Source organism: Nocardia niwae NBRC 108934 = DSM 45340 (assembly GCF_001613465.1).
GTDB lineage: Bacteria > Actinomycetota > Actinomycetes > Mycobacteriales > Mycobacteriaceae > Nocardia > Nocardia niwae.
Window position 1 is genome coordinate 18817 of record NZ_BDCK01000026.1, and the last position, 17853, is coordinate 36669.

General features: G+C 67.0%; 14 protein-coding genes. 6 read left to right on the forward strand and 8 right to left on the reverse strand.

Annotation, left to right across the window (positions count from 1 at the left end; all coding sequences use genetic code 11):
• The first annotated feature begins 174 nt into the window (after positions 1-174).
• The 3 genes from NNI01S_RS34605 (at position 175) to NNI01S_RS34610 (ending at position 1157) form a co-directional block, all read left to right on the forward strand.
• Positions 175-462 (forward strand): hypothetical protein, encoded by a 288-nt coding sequence (locus tag NNI01S_RS34605; RefSeq protein ID WP_157114853.1) that lies wholly within the window; start codon positions 175-177, stop codon positions 460-462.
• A gap of 25 nt (positions 463-487) precedes the next feature.
• Complete coding sequence (locus NNI01S_RS18315; RefSeq protein ID WP_063021339.1) at positions 488-694, forward strand: hypothetical protein; 207 nt, start codon at positions 488-490, stop codon at positions 692-694.
• Positions 695-866: 172 nt separating this feature from the next.
• Positions 867-1157, forward strand: a complete 291-nt coding sequence (locus tag NNI01S_RS34610) for a hypothetical protein (protein ID WP_157114854.1) — start codon at positions 867-869, stop codon at positions 1155-1157.
• A 174-nt stretch (positions 1158-1331) separates the two neighbouring features.
• Here the strand turns inward: NNI01S_RS34610 and mycP are convergent, their stop codons facing one another.
• Entirely contained in the window at positions 1332-2738 is a 1407-nt protein-coding gene (gene mycP / locus NNI01S_RS18320; protein WP_245676266.1) for a type VII secretion-associated serine protease mycosin, read from the reverse strand.
• Positions 2735-4201: a type VII secretion integral membrane protein EccD gene (eccD, locus tag NNI01S_RS18325; protein WP_063021340.1), complete on the reverse strand. Its 1467-nt coding sequence runs from the start codon at positions 4199-4201 to the stop codon at positions 2735-2737. The genes mycP and eccD overlap by 4 nt, the downstream gene beginning before the upstream one ends.
• A 170-nt stretch (positions 4202-4371) precedes the next feature.
• Between eccD and eccCa the strand changes: the two genes are divergently transcribed.
• Positions 4372-8403, forward strand: a complete 4032-nt coding sequence (gene eccCa, locus NNI01S_RS18330) for a type VII secretion protein EccCa (RefSeq protein WP_063021341.1) — start codon at positions 4372-4374, stop codon at positions 8401-8403.
• Positions 8385-9839 carry a type VII secretion-associated protein gene (locus tag NNI01S_RS18335; RefSeq protein WP_063021342.1) on the forward strand — a complete coding sequence of 485 codons (1455 nt, stop codon included), beginning with the start codon at positions 8385-8387 and terminating at the stop codon, positions 9837-9839. The genes eccCa and NNI01S_RS18335 overlap by 19 nt, the downstream gene beginning before the upstream one ends.
• Positions 9840-9931: 92 nt before the next feature.
• Here the strand turns inward: NNI01S_RS18335 and NNI01S_RS18340 are convergent, their stop codons facing one another.
• From NNI01S_RS18340 to NNI01S_RS18365, 6 genes are all read right to left on the reverse strand, one after another.
• On the reverse strand, positions 9932-10234 hold the full coding sequence (locus NNI01S_RS18340; protein WP_039795677.1) for a WXG100 family type VII secretion target: 303 nt from the start codon (positions 10232-10234) through the stop codon (positions 9932-9934).
• A 36-nt stretch (positions 10235-10270) separates the two neighbouring features.
• Entirely contained in the window at positions 10271-10588 is a 318-nt protein-coding gene (locus NNI01S_RS18345) for a WXG100 family type VII secretion target (protein WP_039795679.1), read from the reverse strand.
• 411 nt (positions 10589-10999) lie between these two features.
• Positions 11000-12535, reverse strand: coding sequence for a serine/threonine-protein kinase (locus NNI01S_RS18350; protein WP_063021421.1), 1536 nt, complete (start codon positions 12533-12535; stop codon positions 11000-11002).
• An 82-nt stretch (positions 12536-12617) separates the two neighbouring features.
• Positions 12618-13847, reverse strand: coding sequence for a DUF7373 family lipoprotein (locus tag NNI01S_RS18355; protein WP_063021343.1), 1230 nt, complete (start codon positions 13845-13847; stop codon positions 12618-12620).
• Entirely contained in the window at positions 13844-15043 is a 1200-nt protein-coding gene (locus NNI01S_RS18360) for a DUF7373 family lipoprotein (RefSeq protein WP_245676267.1), read from the reverse strand. The genes NNI01S_RS18355 and NNI01S_RS18360 overlap by 4 nt, the downstream gene beginning before the upstream one ends.
• Before the next feature lie 112 nt (positions 15044-15155).
• Positions 15156-16361 carry a DUF7373 family lipoprotein gene (locus NNI01S_RS18365; protein WP_063021345.1) on the reverse strand — a complete coding sequence of 402 codons (1206 nt, stop codon included), beginning with the start codon at positions 16359-16361 and terminating at the stop codon, positions 15156-15158.
• A gap of 142 nt (positions 16362-16503) precedes the next feature.
• Here NNI01S_RS18365 and NNI01S_RS18370 point away from each other — a divergent pair, with 142 nt between their 5' ends.
• The gene (locus tag NNI01S_RS18370) at positions 16504-17853 is read left to right on the forward strand and encodes an FHA domain-containing protein (RefSeq protein WP_063021346.1); all 1350 of its coding nucleotides are present in this window, start codon (positions 16504-16506) and stop codon (positions 17851-17853) included.

Consider the following 17853-nt stretch of genomic DNA (forward strand, 5'->3'; position numbering starts at 1 on the left):
GAGGGAACCGATCTTCGATGGGGCGCGTCTATAGACAGTGACAGGCAAAGTCTGCATCAAAGGCATCTGAGGTTGAGGGTCGTCATCCCTACCTCGGAGCCACATAACGTCCGGATTTTGCATCGCGCACCGAGCGCGATGTCGTTGTTGTACACAACCAGGAGGGGAAGTCACGTGTCGTACAGTCGCCACGCCATCGCTGCAGCCGCGATTTTGCTTGCCGCCTTTGGTGCCGGTGCGGTCGGTACCGCGCCGGTAGCGGCGGCAGCATCCCCGGTTTCTGGCGTCGTCAAGGAAGCGCCGTCTCCGGCTCAGCTGTCTCCTGAAGAACAGGAGGCGGTCGATAACAAGAATGCGGGTCGTCCCTACGACCAGGCCGCGTACAACCGTGCTATGCAGAAGATCAAGCAGGCGGAGAAATACAACGGGGATAGGAACAAGCAGAAGCGCAACCGCCGATAGGGTCTGAGATCTGAAGGAGAAAGCCATGGCAGGCGATCAGTATCAAATAAATCACTTCTCGCAGTCGAACCCGGCCGGTCAAGGGCAGGGAGACGTGGTGAAACTGCTTCGAACGGTTGCGGATTCCATCGCGCAACTCGGAGACGTCTCTATCCAGGACCTTGTCTTGCACAACGAGATCACGTCCGAGGGTGCGTGGCCGTCGATCACCGTCTATTACAGCGGCAAGTAGAAACCGGTGCGGCAGTGAATCGAGATCACAACAATCGTGAAAGCGTCGCTCCCGCAGCTTCTTTGATGGGGTGACGGAGCATCATCGGTGCTTTTCCGAATTCTGGTAGTTCGACTCGGATCGTCGAGCTCAGCGGTTTCATTGCCGGGCTGAGCAGAAGGTGAAGGAATACATGAAGTCTAGGCGTGTAGCCGTGTCGGCAATCTGTACGTTGGCGGTGATAAGTGCTGGCTGGACCGGAATGGCGGGTGTTGCCAAGGCGGAGCCTGTCACGGGCGACGGTATGAGCAAGTCGCACTGCGAACAGGTCAAGGATGAGCTGAGCTACAAGGATCCCGAGAATGAGGCCGAACGTCGGCGTAAGCGTGACGAGCCGACATCGACATCACCCTCGTGGGCGCCGTTCTATAGCTGCAAAAAAGGGCGGAACGGATATTATGTCGACAAAATCTATGTCGGCTGAGACGAGCTCGAGACACATTGTCTGCAACCGAGATCCTAAGTAGAGAGATCCGCGACTGCGCTCCGTCGTTGGATGGTTCGTCTTGTGTTCGTTGTTCTTCGCTGAACTGAATAAACTGTGGCCCGTCGAACGACGGGCCACAGTTGTTTCGACGGTGTGATGGGGCAAACTATCTCAGTCGTCGCGGACACCGAGTCGGCGGCGGATCGGGAACGAGGCGAGCATGCCGAGGACTAGGAGTGCCGCGACGGTGCCGCTGCCGATCAGGGCCACGTTGCGGGCACGGTTATCGGGTGGCGGAGCTGGTGACGGCACCTGCAATTGGACGCTTCGGGCTGCCGCGGGTCGTTTCGGCGGAAGTGTTTTCGGCACTTCGGCGGTCAGCGCGGCGATCGGATCGATCGCACCGTAACCGACATGAGGGTTCCAGCCTTCGCCCGGCGCATGGGCGGTCGCCTGGATACGTCTGATCACGTCCAGGGCTCTGAGTTCAGGAAAACGAGCGCGCACCAATGCGACCACTCCGGATACATACGGTGCTGCGAAACTCGTTCCCTTGAGCGGTACGAGACTTTGGTTGACGTACTTGCCCGAGATGGTTCCGGTTCCGCGCGGATCCAGCGAGACGACGTCCTCGCCCGGTGCCGCTACGCCGACCCAAGGTCCCGGCACGGTGAAACTTGATGGCGCTCCGTTCTGGTCGATGGAACCGACGGAGAGGACATAGTCGTCGTAACGCGCGGGCGTGACGTTGGTGGTCACGTTGTTCCACGGATCACCGGTCGGATTCAGCGGATCGATCCCTGGATTGCTCGCCTTGCAGTTGTCGTCGGTATTGCCCGCCGCGGCCACCACAACTGCGTCCATTTCGAGGGTGGCGTAGCGCACGGCGGCGCCGACCGCTCCGTCGCCGAAGTTGACGCCATTGGGCAAGCAGGAGACGAGCGAAATGTTGATGACCGACGCACGCCGGTCGGCGGCACGCCGGATCGCGGCGGCGAGTGCCTCGACCCTACCGTACCCTTTGGGAGGGTCTTCCGGCTTTCGATCCTGCCGGTTCGCGTAGTCGTACAGCGCGCTGGTCTGGCGAATCGATAGAATTCGCGCTTCGGGCGCCACACCCGAGAATCCCTGTCCCGCCTGTGGCTTGGCGGCGATGATTCCGGCGACGACGGTGCCGTGCGCATCGCAGTCCTCGCTGACCCCGTCGCCGCCGTCGACCACGTAGTCGCCACCCGCCTCCAAGTCGGGAAGGCGAGGATGACGGGCAACGCCGGTATCGATCACCGCGACAAGTTGGCCCTCGCCACGGGAGAACTCCCATGCGTGTGGCAGGTCGAGGGAGCGCTGCGGAGCGGGAGGGGCGGGACCATCGCCGCCTTGCTGGGTCGAATAACAGGCCGTGTTGCCCGGGCGTTCGGTCTTGTCCGGTGGTCGAGCCGGATCACCCGGTGGCAATAGTCCGGGATCGACCGGCGGTGGCCGATCGGCGTAGGCGACGCCTTGGCTCGCACCCAGGCCGAACGACACGCTCAGGGAAAGCACCGCTGCGGCCGCACCGGTGCGCAGTGCCCGGTTCACAGCCCGCGAACGAGGGCGTAGAGGTCCGCCACCCAGAAGACCAGCGGCAGTACCGCGGCGACGAACGTGTACTCGAGCAGTTCGACGCCGCGGCGCATCGGTGGGGTGGCCGACTGGTTCGGGATGATGATGCCGAGGATCAGCGCCGCGACCAGGCACACCATCGCCGCGCCGAAGACTGTCAGCGGCTGGTGCATCGCGAAACCGGCGCCCACCAGCATGATCAGTACGATGCCCGCGCCGCCCGCGATGAGCACGACGGCCTGCTCCGCGCCCGCGTAGGTGCGGCTGCGGAACATCAGCACCGCCGCGCAGACGAGGGCGAGCGCGATGCCGGGCCAGTACGGGTCGTCGGCGGCCGGATCGGTGGCGGCGAGCGCGCCCGCGGCGGTGACCAGCGTGGTCGCCGCGACCAGACCGGCGAGGTACATGCGGGCGCGTTCCGACTTCACCCGCAGCACTTCCATGGTCGGCAGCGCGCGGTGATCGTCCGGGTCGTCCTCGGTGGGATCGATGGGGGTTCCCGGCGAAGGGACCGGCGGCAGCGGCAGTTTCGCCAGCAGCATGGACACCCGCGGTGCCAGGGACAGCCCGGCGAGGCCGAGCGCCGCCGCGCCCGCGCCGATGGCCCGTTCCGGTTGGTCGGTGAGCAGGCCGACCAGCGACGCGGGCACCGCGTACGTGGCGAGCGTGGCCACGCCGATGAACAACGCCAGGCCCACGCCGGTGACCCGCCAGGCCAGGATCGCCGTCGCGCCCGCGAGGACCGAGCCGAGCAGCACGTGCGCCCAGCCGTAATCGTCCGGCACGTAGAGCATGCCGGCGCTGAACGCCGCGGGCAGCGCGCAGCCGCCGAGTACCAGTGCGGTGCCGGTGTCGCCGTACATCCTGCTCAGCACCATCGCGGATACGACCAGCAGGACCGCGACCACCAGCGCGATCGAACCGCCCACCGCGACCGGCAGCGAGCCGGGCGACAGCAGCAGACCGAGGCAGCCGACGATCATGGTCAGCGCCGCGAGCACCGAGCCGGTGATCCGCGCGACCCGCGGGGTCCAGCTGCGGTAGTGGTCGGTGTCGGCGATCGCGACGTTGTACATGATGTCGTCGAACAGCGGTGTCGGCGCGGTGTGCGAGGCGCTTTCCAGCATCAGCAGTTCACCGTCGCGGACGCCGTGCTCGCCGAGGCTGAGCGAATTGGAGAAGGGGGGATGACCGATCCGGGCCAGCACCCACTCCGCGGGTTCGTAACGCTCGCCCTCGTTGTCGAAGTCGTTGGTGCGGCTGTGCTGGGCGACCATGTCGACCACGCTCGGAATCACCAGCGCGACCGGCACGTCGACCGGGATGGCCATGTCGACCTGAGTGTGCTTGGCCAGAATCGTCACCCGCGCGAGGTCGGGTGCGCGGACGATTCCGCGCGAGGATTCTTCGTCGATGTGGTCAAGTCGCGCGTGCGTCAAGCTTCCCCCAACTCGGTCTTCTACCTCGTGATTCCACGGCGCAGCAGGCCGGGGGCGAGCTTGCGAACCCACGGTCCGGGCAGCAGAATGCTGGTCGAACTGTACGACATGTCGGTTGTGACCTCTACACTGAGGCCGGATCACAGCTGGCTGAAGGGGGAATCTCGTCGATGAGCACTGTCCGCTTCCAGCGCCGTGCGCGCCGCGAGATGCCTCGAACGCCCGGCGGCGAGGTGACGCTGCAGCCCCCGCCCGAAATCCCCCGGGTCACACCGGGAAACCTGGTGCTCAAGCTCATGCCGGTCGTGATGGTGATCGGCATGGTCGGCATGATGGCCTTGTTGTTCACCCAGGGTGGCGGCATCGCCTCCAATCCCATGAGCATGATGTTCCCGCTCATGATGCTGTTCTCCATGGTCGGCATGTTCGCAGGCCAGGGCGGGGGCAAGGGGCAGAAGGCCGCCGAGGCCAACGAGGACCGTAAGGACTACCTGCGGTACCTCGACCAGGTTCGCAAGGACGTCAACGAGACCGCGGCGCAGCAGCGGGCTTCCGTCGAATGGAGCCATCCGGAGCCCGAACTGGTCTGGATGCTCGCGGGCACCAGCCGTATGTGGGAACGCCGCGCGGGGGACAAGGACTTCTGCCACGCCCGTATCGGTCTCGGCGGGCAGCGCCTGGCCACCCGGCTGGTCGCTCCGGAAACCGGCCCGGTCGAGGAGCTCGAGCCGATCGCCGCCGTCTCGCTGCGCCGCTTCGTGCGCGCCCATTCGACCGTGCCCGACCTGCCGACGGCCATCGCGGTCAAAGGCTTCGCCACCATCGCGCTGGACGGCGACCGCGGCCAGGCGCGCGACATGACCCGCGCGATGCTGGTGCAGCTGTCCATGTTCCAGGCGCCGGACCAGGTGCTCGTCGCGGTCGTCTGCGGACCCGACACCGCGCCGGAGTGGGAGTGGACCAAGTGGCTCCCGCACACCCAGCACCCCGACACGCAGGACGGCATCGGCACCCAGCGCATGTTCTACGGCTCGATCCGGGAGGCCATGGCGGGGTTGCATCCGTTGCTCGGCAACCGGGTCCGGTACTCGCGCAACCAGCCCGCGAACGCGAACATGGTGCACATCGTCATCGTGGTCGACGGTGGTCTGCTCGAGGCCGAGGACGATCAGCTGCGCGAGTCCGGTTACGAGGGCGTCACCATCATCGACCTGTGCGGTTACGCGCCGCGCCTGGCGGTCTCGCGCGGGATCAAGATGATCGTGGAGAACGGCGAATGCGTCGGCCGCGGCGCCACCGGCAATCAGGAGCGGTTCGCACTGATCGACCGGATCAGCCCGGAGCAGGCGCAGCAGGTGGCGCGCAGGCTCGCGCCCTACCGCGCGGCCACGCAGCGCAGCAGCGACGTGGAAACCGATGACTCCGAGGTGATCTCGACCTGGGCGCAGCTGATGGGCCTCGGCGATATCGGCTCGTTCAACCCTGAGCACGCCTGGCGGCCGCGCTACGGACGGGAACGCCTGCGCGTCCCGTTCGGAGTTGGCGCCGACGGCCTCCCCGTGGAACTGGATATCAAGGAAGCGGCCGAGAACGGTATGGGCCCGCACGGTCTGTGCATCGGCGCCACAGGTTCCGGCAAGTCGGAGTTCCTGCGCACCCTCGTGCTGAGCCTGCTCGCCACGCACTCGCCCGACCAGCTGAACCTGGTGCTGGTCGACTTCAAGGGCGGTGCGACTTTCCTTGGCCTGGAAGGGGTTCCGCACGTCGCCGCCGTCATCACCAACCTGGAGGAAGAAGCCGATCTCGTCGACCGCATGAAGGACGCCCTGGCCGGTGAGATGAACCGCCGCCAGGAAGTACTGCGCGCGGCGGGCAACTTCGCCAACGTCTCCGAGTACGAGAAGGCCAGGGCCGCGGGCGCCGACCTGGATCCGCTGCCCGCCCTGTTCGTGGTGCTCGACGAGTTCTCCGAACTACTCACCCAGCACCCGGATTTCGCGGAGCTGTTCGTCATGATCGGCCGGCTCGGCCGCTCGCTGCACGTGCACCTGCTGCTCGCCTCACAGCGCCTGGAAGAAGGCAAACTCAAGGGCCTGGAGGCCCACCTGTCCTACCGCATCGGCCTGAAGACGTTCTCCGCCAACGAATCCCGCCAGGTGCTCGGCGTTCCCGACGCCTACAACCTGCCGAACAATCCCGGCGGCGGCTACCTGAAGGCGGACTCCGGCGAGATCCAGCGCTTCCAGGCTTCCTATGTCTCCGGCGCGTACGTCGGCGGCGGCTCGCAGCGCGACATGACCGTGGCCACGCAGTCCGGCGAGATCGACGTCAAGGCACGGCCGTTCACCGCGACCCATGTCGACTTCCGCGCAGCGGATCGCGTTCCGCTGCCACCGGAGCCGAGCCTGGAGCCGGAGCAGGACGAGGACGGCGAGCAGCTGTCCAACCTCAACATGCTGGTCTCCCGCATCCGCGGTCACGGCCGTCCGGCGCACGAGATCTGGCTGCCGCCGCTGGAGGAGGCTCCGACGCTCGACCAGCTTCTGCCGCGCTCCATCCTCACCGGCGAGTACTCCGCGGTGTCCTCGCTGCGTGCCCCGATCGGCATCGTCGACCGGCCCTACGACCAGCGCCGCGACCCGATGGTCATCGACCTTTCCGGCGCCCGTGGCAATGTCGCGATCGTCGGCGGCCCGCAGTCCGGGAAGTCGACCGCGCTGCGCACGCTCATCATGGCGATGTCGTTGACGCACACCGCCGAACAGGTGCAGTTCTACTGCCTCGACTTCGGTGGCGGCACCCTGGCGAGCCTGCAGGGACTGCCGCACGTCGGCTCGGTCGCCAGCCGGTTGGACGAGGACCAGGTCCGGCGCACCATCGCCGAGATGACCACCATCGTCCGGCAGCGTGAGGCGCGTTTCCGGCAGCTCGGCATCGAATCGATGACCGACTTCCGCAGACTGCGCGCGACCGACCCGGCGAGCAGCCCGGGCGCCGCGGGGGCGCACGAGGATCCGTTCGGCGACGTGTTCCTGGTGATCGACGGCTTCAGTTCGATTCGCCAGGATTTCGAGATGCTCGAGCAGACCATCATGAATCTCGCCGTGCAGGGTCTGTCCTACGGCGTGCACGTGGTCATCGCACTGAATCGCTGGGCGGAGGCGCGGCCCGCGCTCAAGGATCAGATCGGCACCAGGATCGAACTGCGCCTCGGCGATCCGATGGACTCCGATCTGGGGCGCAAGTTCGCCTCGTTGGTTCCGCAGGGCCGGCCGGGTCGCGGTATGACTCCCGAGTGCCTGCACATGCTGACCGGATTGCCCCGCATCGACGGCAACTCCGATCCGGCCACCCTCACCCAGTCCGTCGCGGACGCGGTCGCCACCATCGCCGGGCTGACGCCGGGCCGGCATGCCCCGCAGGTCCGTATGCTGCCCGAACAGCTTCCGCGCGAGCAACTGCTGTACCTGGCCGGTGATTGGCCGTCGCAGGTCGACCCGAGCACGAAATGCCTGCGCATCCCGATCGGCATCAACGAATCCGAGCTGGCGCCGGTCTACATCGATTTCGTGGAGAGCCCGCACTTCATCGTCATCGGCGACACCGAATCGGGAAAGACGACGCTGCTGCGCTCGCTGATCGAGGGCATCGCCTCGTCGAACACCCCCGATCAAGCCCGCTTCATCATCGGCGACTACCGGCGCAGCATGCTCGGCCTCGTTCCGGAGGGGTACCTCGCGGGCTATGGCTCCACGGCGCCGCAGTTCACCCAGAACATGAACGACCTGGCTGCCTACGTTGGCAAGCGCACCCCGGGCCCGGACGTCACGCCCCAGCAGTTGCGGGATCGCTCGTGGTGGAGCGGCCCGGAACTGTACGTCATCATCGATGATTACGATCTGGTCGCCACGTCTGCGGGCAACCCGGTGCAGGCGCTGCTCGAACACCTGCCCCATGCGCGCGATCTCGGCTTCCATGTGATTATCGCGCGGCGGTCGGGCGGTGCCAGCAGAGCGATGTTCGAGGCGACGCTGGCCAGGATGCGCGACCTGGGCTCGGCGGGCCTGATCCTGAGTTGCAGCAAGGACGAGGGCGTCCTGATGGGCACCAAGCGGCCGAGCCCGATGCCACCGGGCCGAGGCACCTACGTCACCCGGAATATGGAGGGCTTGGTGCAGACGGCGTGGATGCCGTCGCCCTGATGGCCGAGGTCGAGCTCGTCGTCACCGAGGCGCGCGTCTGGGCCCGCGGCGCCGACACACACTGGGACGCGCCGCCCACGATCGTGTTGGGAAGCAATGGTTTCGACCTCGTCGTGGGGCAGCCGCCCAAAGCGCTGACCCAAGTCGGCTCGGCGGTCCAGTTCGTGCCGGCCGACGCCATAGCCCTGCCACCGCGTACCCCTTCGGTGGTGGAGGCGATGGGCGCGGTGTTCGCGAGTGTGCTCGAAAATCTCCGCGTCGCGTCGCCGTGTGCCCGGATGACGCTGATCTGCCCCACCGAATGGGGCGCCCGCCGTCGCGGTGCGCTCGAACAGGCGGCGCGCCGCCACACCGCGGAGGTTGTGTTCGAAACCATCGCGGTGCGCTCGGTCGCGTCGGACGAGGGCACCAGTCACAGCCGGCGAACGCTGGTACTGGAGTTCGGCACGCTGGCCGCCACCGCGTCCGCGGTCATCCGAAGTCATCGCGGCGTGCATATCGAGTCCTGCGAGCACGAGCCAACGCTCGCACTGGCGGAGATAACCGCGGACTCGACAGGATTCGCCGGTTTGTGTCAGCTCATCGCCCGGATATCGGACAGCGGGCCGATCGACCTCGTGCAGGTGGTGGGTATCACCGACCCCGCGAAACTGGACTTGCTCCGCGCGGCGATCGACCAGACCGTAAGCCCCGGCGTCGAGTTACGTGCAGTCGCCGGTGCCGATCTCGTCCGTGGACCTCGGCTCGAGCCGAGCGATCGACGGGAGGTGCAGGCCGCCGCCACCGCGTGGTTGCAACCGCTTCGGGATCGGGCTGCGGCACAGCAGCCCCGACGCGACACCGCGCGTTTCGCGGTCGCGGCGATCGCTGCCGTGGTGGTCGTAACTCTGCTGGGCGTCGGGGTGGTCGCGTTGTCCGGTCGCCGCGACGACGTCTCCACCGCGGCACCCGGCACGGACGTCGCATCGACGAGCGCTGCGCCGCCGGCGATCCCGCCGTCTACGGCGGCTGAACCGGAAGCATTCGGACGCGTGCGGTTCCGGATTCCTCCTGGCTGGCGCGTTGCCGCATCGCCGGACAGCGGACGCGCGCGCGTCGATCTCGTGCCCGAAGCCGGCGCCCGGCAGCGCATCACCGTGATGCAGTCACCGCTGACGGCGTCGTCGAGTTACGAACAAGTGGCCACGAAGTTGGAGGCGCAGATCGCGCAGCGACCACCCGGGGTGCTGACCGATTTGAGACGCGACGTCATGTTCGGTGGCCGTTCCGGTTTGGCCTACGTGGAACATCCGGGGGACGGGACAACCGTGCGATGGCATGTCCTGTTGGAGTTCGGAATTCAGGTCAGCATCGGTTGTCAGTATGCCGGGGACGAGTGGGCGCAGCTGGAGGCCCCTTGTTCACACTTCGGGGACACGGTTCGAGTCGTCCCGTGACGGATGGTGCCACGGTCTAACATCCAGCGGCACAGACGATTCGAGCCCCCGGCACCGAAGTACCGGGGGCTCGAATCAGCCGAGACGGGATCTCAAAAGAGGCCCGCCAGCGCGGTGTCGGTGCCCTGCAGGTCGGAGTTGCCGCTGCTGACCAGCTTGCCCGCGCTTTCCAGCGTGGTGTTCAGCTGGGTGACCTGGGTGTTCCACTGGGCCTGCAGCGAGGCGAACGCGTCGTTCGCGTCACCCTTCCAGTAGTTGGTCACGAAGTCGGTGACCTGCTTGTGGAAATCTTCGAGCATGGTCATGACGCTGCGCGCCTCGGCCACGATGGCCTGGGCGCCCGCCTCGACCTCGCCGAAGTTGGAGGCAATCCGACCGGGATCATTGGCTACCATGAGGAGCTCCTTGTTGTCTGTGGTGCGGCTATCGGATCAGGGAAGGTCCAGGCTGGAGGCCTGCGCGGCCACCTGCTGGGCGAACTGCTGGTCCTGATCGGCGAACTTCCGTCCGGCGTGGGCGAGCTTGTCCGACGTCTGATCCAACTGGTCGTTCAGCTTCCGCGCCTGAGCGAAGTAGCTGTCCATGAAGGTGTCGAACGCCTGACGCGCCGCACCGCTCCAGGTGGCGGTCGTCTGATCCGACTTGCTGTTCAGTGCGGTGATCGCGGTCTGCAGATCCTGGTGCCGCTGCCGGCAGTTGTCCACAAACTTCGAAATCGCCTCTTCGCTCGCTTCGAGCTGTCCTGCCATTTCGGCTCCTTTCGGTTCCCGTCTCGGCCAACGGCGGAAGCCTCAGTTGGCCTGTACATCTGATTGGACGCGGTGCGGGTCTGATCGGTTCCATCCGACTCGAGAAAAGTTCGGCATCGCCCCACGGGATCAGGGCCCTGCGCCCCTCGGCCCGGCTCGTCCGTGATTTCGGCGGCCGCAGTGCGGGCCTGCTCGGAAGACCACGATGCGATCCGGGTCCGCATGACTAGTAACGCCAGCGCTCGGCTCCCCTCCTTCCCCCTGCTCGCTGCTGTAATGATCGGCGAGTGGGCTGGCTGCGGTACACCTTACCGAACGCATAAGTCCGCCGCTACCAGCAGATTGACCGAAGCCGGTGGCCCCGGAACTCGAAAAGGCCTACGAAGCTTTCGATTCGGCGAAGTGGCTCTATTACTTCACGCGATTGCGCAGCACCGGCACAAGACGATCGAGCAATGTCTGCTCGGACGACTCGCTCCAATTTCGCACCGCGGCAACGGCTGCGGGATCATCCAGCGGAATCACCGTGGCCCGGGTGCCCGCCACCTGGTACGGAAGACCGAGCAGTCCACCTCCACCGGCTTTTTCGTCGCTGCGCACCGCCAGCACATAGCCGTCCGCCGCGGCCTCCAGCCGGGTGCTTCCGGTCAGTTCCCGAGGCGAGGCCTCGTCACCCTGACGGGCGTAGTTGAAGTTGTAGACGAACCCGAGATCCTCCAGAAACTTGGTCTGGGAGGTGCCGCTCAGGAAGATCGAGACCTGCGAGCTCCGCGGGACGTCCACCATGGTGATGGTCTTGCCGCGGAACACGGGGTTGTCCGCACGGGCCCGCTCGAGCGGCGACAGGGCGGCCGTGCTGCTCGGCGTGGCGACCGCGGGGCCCGGTGCGGACTCGTCCCGGTTCAGCGCCCAGATGCCGATGCCGGCGGCGAGCGCCACGGTCACGATGCCTGCGGCGGCGGCCAGCAGCCAGTTCTTGCGCGCGCTCGGCGCGGGGGCGCTGCCCGGACCGGAAATGGCGACGCGCGGATCGGTGCTCGGCCGCGGGTCGAAGACCTGGATCGGATAGGTGGGGGAGGTGTGCGTCGCGACAGGGTTGTAGCCGGGGATGAGCGCGCTCGCGGCCGCGTCGGTGAATTCGCGGCAGCTGTGGAAACGGTCGGCCGGGTTCTTCGCCAGGGCCCGGGCGAAGACGTGATCGAGGGCAGGCGGCAGGCCGGGGTTGACCGCGGTGGCCAGCGGTGGCGGCTCGTGCAGATGCCCCATCATCACCAGCGCGGGTTGTGTTCCCGGGTAAGGGTTACGTCCGGTGAGCAGTTTGAAGAACGAGCAGGCGAGGCTGTAGACGTCGGCGCGGTGATCCAGCGGGCTGCCGGTGAGCTGCTCGGGCGGTGCGTAGGCGATGGTGGCGACGAAACTGCCGGTCTGTGTGAGTTCGGTGGTGTCGTCATTGGCTTTGGCGACGCCGAAATCCGTGAGTAGGACGCGTTCTTCTTCACCGTCGGCAGGCGAGGACAACAGGAAATTCGCCGGTTTGACGTCGCGATGCAGCAGGCCCTTGCGATGCGCGTAATCGAGGCCCTTGCCGACCTCGGTGGTGATACGCAGGGCGCGCAGCGGATTCATGGCGTGCGGGTCGCGGGCCAGTTCGGCGGAGGCATCGGTGCCGTCCACGTATTGCATGGCGATCCACAACTGGCCTTGTTCTTCACCGCGGTTGTAGACCGAGACGATGTTCGGGTGGTCGAGCCCGGCGGCGAGATTGGCTTCGCGCTCGAATCGGGTACGGAACTCGTAGTCGCGGCTGAGTTCGCCGCCGAGCACCTTCAACGCGTCGGTTCTCGGCAGGCTGGGATGCTTCGCCAGATACACCGTGCCCATGCCGCCCGCGCCGAGCACGCGGATGATGCGGTACCCGCCGACGATGGTCCCGGGGCTCATCGCCATCTTCACGATCTCCTGACTCCACGCGGGCCGCTGGCGTTCGCCACGCAGCATACTCGACCCGATTCGCGACGAAACGGCGGCATTATCGGCTGTTCGCGAAAACGGAATACTGTGCGGCAGCGCGTTGCTGAGCGTCCAGCAGTTGATTCGCCGCGACGAATCCGACGTATTGTTTGTACGCGACGACGCAGGTGAATCGTCGGTCGGCGAAAAGTCCGGACCGATTCTCCACACAGGCCGAATCGGGCACATGCTGCGGCGGCTCGGCCGGGCCCGCCACCACCGTGGGGGTGATGCGTTCCGCGGCCACCCGCCGCGCCGTCTCCGGATTCGCGGTGCGGATCACCAGCGTGTCGCCGGATACCGCGAATTGCTCGGCTCCCATCGCGGTGAAACGCTGTTTCGCGTAATCGCGGTCTTCGGCGTATTGCATGATTCCGCGCAGACCGAACAGCGCGTTCGAATCGTCGTAACTGGGGGACTGGACCTTGGCCGGGTTCAGCGTACGGCTCAGCAGATGGTCCGGGTCCCAGGGCAAACGCAGCATCTCCTCTTCGGTCAGCGGAGGCAGCTGGTCGAGCAACGGCAATTGGACGTCGTACGCCTTCTCCGCGAGGGCGACGAGGGCGTCGCGGTCGGGAGCGTTGGCCGAGACGAGGAATGCCACCACGTACGAGCCGTGCGGGAGTATGGCCCGCAGGAAAGGTGAGCCGGGACGCCAGTGCGCTCGCGCCTGCGGCTGCCGCGGCAGCGTGACCGGCTCGTTCTGGTCGCGGTAGTCGCCGAAGTCGGCGTCGAAGAACTCGGTCGCGGCTTGCCGGGCGCGGTCGGGGTCGGGGAACTGCATGACGACCGTGCCGACCGTAGTGGAATTGGGCCGGGGCTTGGTCGGCCAGCCCGAGGCGAAGAGGCTGACATCCTGATCCGAGCCGTTGGTGTGGAACCCGAACATCATCCGGTGGCGTTCCGCGATCGGTTTCAGGGCGTCCGGGCGCCCGAGTTCACCGGGCAGTGTCCCCCTGCTGATGCTGGAAGGCGTCCAGCCGTACTTCATCCTGGGATCGATGTCGTAGGCCGACGCGACGTGATCGGCCAGCCGCATCGCGGCGACTTTTCCCATGTCGATGAACAGCGGCTGATAGTCGTCGTCGTGCGCGTTCGGCGGCTCGGTGGGGTAGTTGCCGACGTCGAGCCGGCGGATGTCGATCTCTCCCGGCTGCGCGGTGCCCGCCAGCGTCGAACCACAGCCGGTGAGGATGGCGGCGGCCACCGTGCAGGCGAATGCGGCTGCGGCGGTGCGGAATATCGTCATGCGGCGTTCACCAACAATGCGTACTGGGCGGAAATGCGCTGCTGTGCGTCGAGCAGCTGATGCGACCAGGCGAATGCCGCGTAGCGGTCGTAGGTCACCGAGCAGTAGAACCGGACGACCACCGTCTTGTTGCCGATGTACTCCTTACAGCGCGCGACCGGCAGGCCCTTCGGCGACTCGGCGCCGCGGAACTTCTTGGTCAGCCCGCCGCGCTGCTCCCGCAGTCCGACCGCGGCGGCGGCATCGCGCGTGCGGAACAGATCGGTCCCATCGGTGGCGTACCGATCGACGCCCGCCGCTTCGATGATTCTGCGGTCCTCGGCCGAATCGGTGGTGAAGTGCAGCGCGCCGCTACCGGTGTACGCCCCCGGCGGATCGATCCACGAGTCTTCCCGTGGCCGGGGCAGGGCGCGGTTGAGCATGCCGTCCATATCGATCGGCGCCGTCATCACCTGGTCGACAGGAGTCGGGGTGAACCGCCCGATCGCCGGGACCACGGCGTCGAGGCTCTTCTCGACCAGGCTGAGCAACTCGGGCAGGTCGACCTTCTCCAGGTAGTTCTTCACGTAGTCGTAGACCCAGGTGTAGACGACGAACTTCCCCGTGGCGAACCACGACCCGATCGATTGGTCCTGCGGCTGCCAATGGGCGTGCGCGGCGGGATACTTCGGGATCTGCACCGGCGTGTTCCGATTGTTGGCCTCGAAGTCCACCCGTTCCAGGGCCGCCGCGGCCGCGGCCGCCTTCTGCTCGTCCGGAAAGATCATCACGGCGTTGATCAGGTCGGAGCCGCGATTGTCCGGCGCGTTCCCGGCACTGCTGAGGAACCCGGCGACGAAATCCGGCGCCGCCTCGGCGAATCGGGAGACGTCCATGATCCGCCCGAGCGAACCCTTCGGATCGATGAACACCTTGGCGATGGACGGATTCGCGGAGACGAACGCGGGATCGATGTCCGCGGGCAGCGGGACGAAGTTCGCCAGCCGCTCCGCCTCGATCATGCGCGCCTGCTCCGGATTCTTCGCCGTGCCCAGCGAGCGCGGCGTCGTCGCGTAATTGCCCACGTCGAGCTGCGTCAGATCGATGGGCTGCGCGGTCTCGTCCTTCCCGGCCTCCGGGCCGCCGCACGCGCCGCCACCCAAGGCGACGGCGCCGGCCAGCACCAGGGCACAGGCGGTCCGAATCGGTTTCGACATCGCGCCGTGCTGCACTCTTCCCTCCCCTGACTGCGGTAGTTGCGCCGGATCCTACTTCGGCGCACCCGTGACCCGGACTCGCGCAAGCGCGGAGGGCCTACCGCCGCTGATCTCAGAAACTGTTCGCCAACAGCGCATACTCCGCGGCGACCTTCTGTCGCACGTCCGGTTCCTTATCACTGGTGACGACTCCGACGTACCTCTTGTACGCGATGTAGCACCGGTACTTGTACTCCCGATCCGGGTCGCCTTTGCTGTTGAGCTGCAGGCACTTGGCGCCGGGGACGTCTCTGGGCGCGCCCAGCGAATCGTAGTGCGCGCCTTCGCTCTCCAACAGGCCGGTGACCAGCTTCTGGGCGGCCGCCGCGTCGCGGGTGCGAGCGACGTAGCTGTCGTCCAGCAGGCCGATGTGGTCTACGCCGGTGTCCTCGATCAGGCGCAGGTGAACGGACTCGTCGTCGGCGCGGTGCACGGTGTGGTAGCCGCCGTAGACCGCGAAGGTCGCCGGGTCGGGTGCGCGGTTCTTGCGGTCGGCGACCGCGACGCGGGCGAGCAGGTCGTCCGGGTCGGTCTTCAGGGTGTCGAGTTTCTCCACCGGTGTCGGGGTGAACTTGTCCAGCTGCGCGACCTCGGCGGCGAGGGTTTTGTCGACCCACTCGACCAGGTCGGTTTCATCCGCCCTGGGACGCTGGACGAACAAGGAGATGACGAATTCCTTGTGCGCCATGAATGTGCCGACGGTGGGAACGCCCGGCCGCCAGTGGATGTAGGCGTCGGGGTACTTCGTCGAGGACAGTTTGCGGTTGTCCGGCGAGACGGCGATGTCGACGTCCTCGAGTTCGCGCGCGGCGAGCTTCGCGGTGGCCTCGTCGGGGAAGCGGAACACGGCGTTGGTGACCGCGGTGGCTTCGGGCGCCGGATTGGACTGTCCCGCCGGGTCGGGGCGGTCGGCGCCGCTGGCGGCGTACCCCACGACCAGCTTGCGGTTGTCGAAGACCGGGCGGGACACTTTGGCCACGAAGTCGAGCGCCTGGTCGGCGTCGGCGACGACGGTGCTGCCGCGACCGACCTTCAGCGCCGGGTCGATGCGTACGGTGGGGACCACCGCGTCCGACATCCGCATGCCTTCCAGCAGCGCGCCTTTGCCGCTGGAATCCTGGTTGTACTCGTGTTTGTCGACGGGATAGGTGCCGACTTCCAGCGTGCGCACATCGATCTCGCCCGCCGTCGGCATTCCCTGCACGCCGGCGCAACCGGCCAGCATCCCTGCCAGTGCCAGGCAAGACGCGGTGAGCGCGATGCGTTGCGTCCGAACCATCTCAGGCCCCTCGTTCCTCCCGTTGCTGACACTGAAGTTACCCGACGGACGCCGGGGAGGGGGACCGATGGCATTCGTATTGCAATACCCTTGTCGATGTGGCGACGACCTTGCACTGCACCTCCGGTGGAGGCCGATACCGGTGAAGGATCGGCAGGTCGAGGTCGTCGTAGGCAGCCACGCCGTGGCCAGGGTCGCGGGTGCGGTCGTCGTCGTGGCGCACCGCAAGCCGGGCAGGCCGACGCCGGACTCGCCCGCCGTCGCCGCCCTCGAATCGCTGGCCGAACTGGTGCGCGACGCGACCGACCGGGAGCCGGACGGCCCCGGCGCCCTGGTGGCGCGGCAGGCGACGCGCTGGCTGATGAAACATGCCGAGCAGATCAGCCCGGGCGAACCGATCGACTTCGGCATCCTCTCCGCCGCTGAGAACGGGGGCGTGGCGATCTTCCTGCACGGTGCGGTCACCGCCGTGCTGGCCGGTGACGGCCCGCTCGAGCGATACCGAGGCAGCGACGCGGCTTTCACCGTGGATCGGGTTGCGGCGGTGCCCGCGCGTGCGGCGGCTTTGCTGGTCGACGACGCGAAGGGCCGCATTCCCGATCTGCCGCCCGAGCGCGGCATCGGCCGGCTGGTCGAGGGCATCGCCCAGGCGGGTGGCGCGATCGTATGGTCGGAAGGCTCCCGCGCGGGTGTGCCGATGAGCGGTGGGGAGCCCGGGGCCGCGGGCGCACATCGCCGCCCGGAGACGTCGCCGGTGCCGACGGCGCGCGTCGAACCCGATCCGCCCACCGAGTCCGTACGTCAGGAGCGGCCCGCGCCGGAACCGCAGCCCACGGGCGGGCGGCCGCGATACCCGACCGCGCCATCGACCGCCATGCTCGACGCGGAAGCCCAGCAGACGCCGATCGATCCGCACCACGCGCCCACCCAGTTGGGTGGCACCAATCCCGCGCCGCGACCCGACCCGGCACTGCAGCGGAGGCTGGAGGCGACCGCAAAGGCGACCGCGCTGACCGTCAAGGTGATGGGATTCAAATGCGCGCGAGCGCATCCCAGCGATCCACGGGCGGCGTTCTGCACGGTCTGCGGGATGCCGGTGGACCAGACCCAGGCATTGATCGAAGTGGTCCGCCCGCCGCTGGGCATGCTGATCCTGGACGACGGCATGACCTACATGCTCGCCGCGGACGCGGTGATCGGGCGCGATCCGGAGCGTTCCCCCGCCGCGGAGAGCGGACTCGTCCCGCTGCGCGTCGACGACGCCTCCGGCGGCATGTCCCGGGCCCACGCCGAGATCCGGCTGGTGAACTGGGATGTGACGGTGGTGGACTGCGGTTCGACCAACGGCACCAGGACCCGTCTGCCGGGTTATCGAGACTGGGTGCGTTTGGCGCCGCACCAGTCCATGGTGCTCATGCCCGGCACCGAGATCATGCTCGGCAATCGCGTCCTGCGTTTCGAGCCGGCCGCCCCGCCGCCGTTCGGCCGCTGA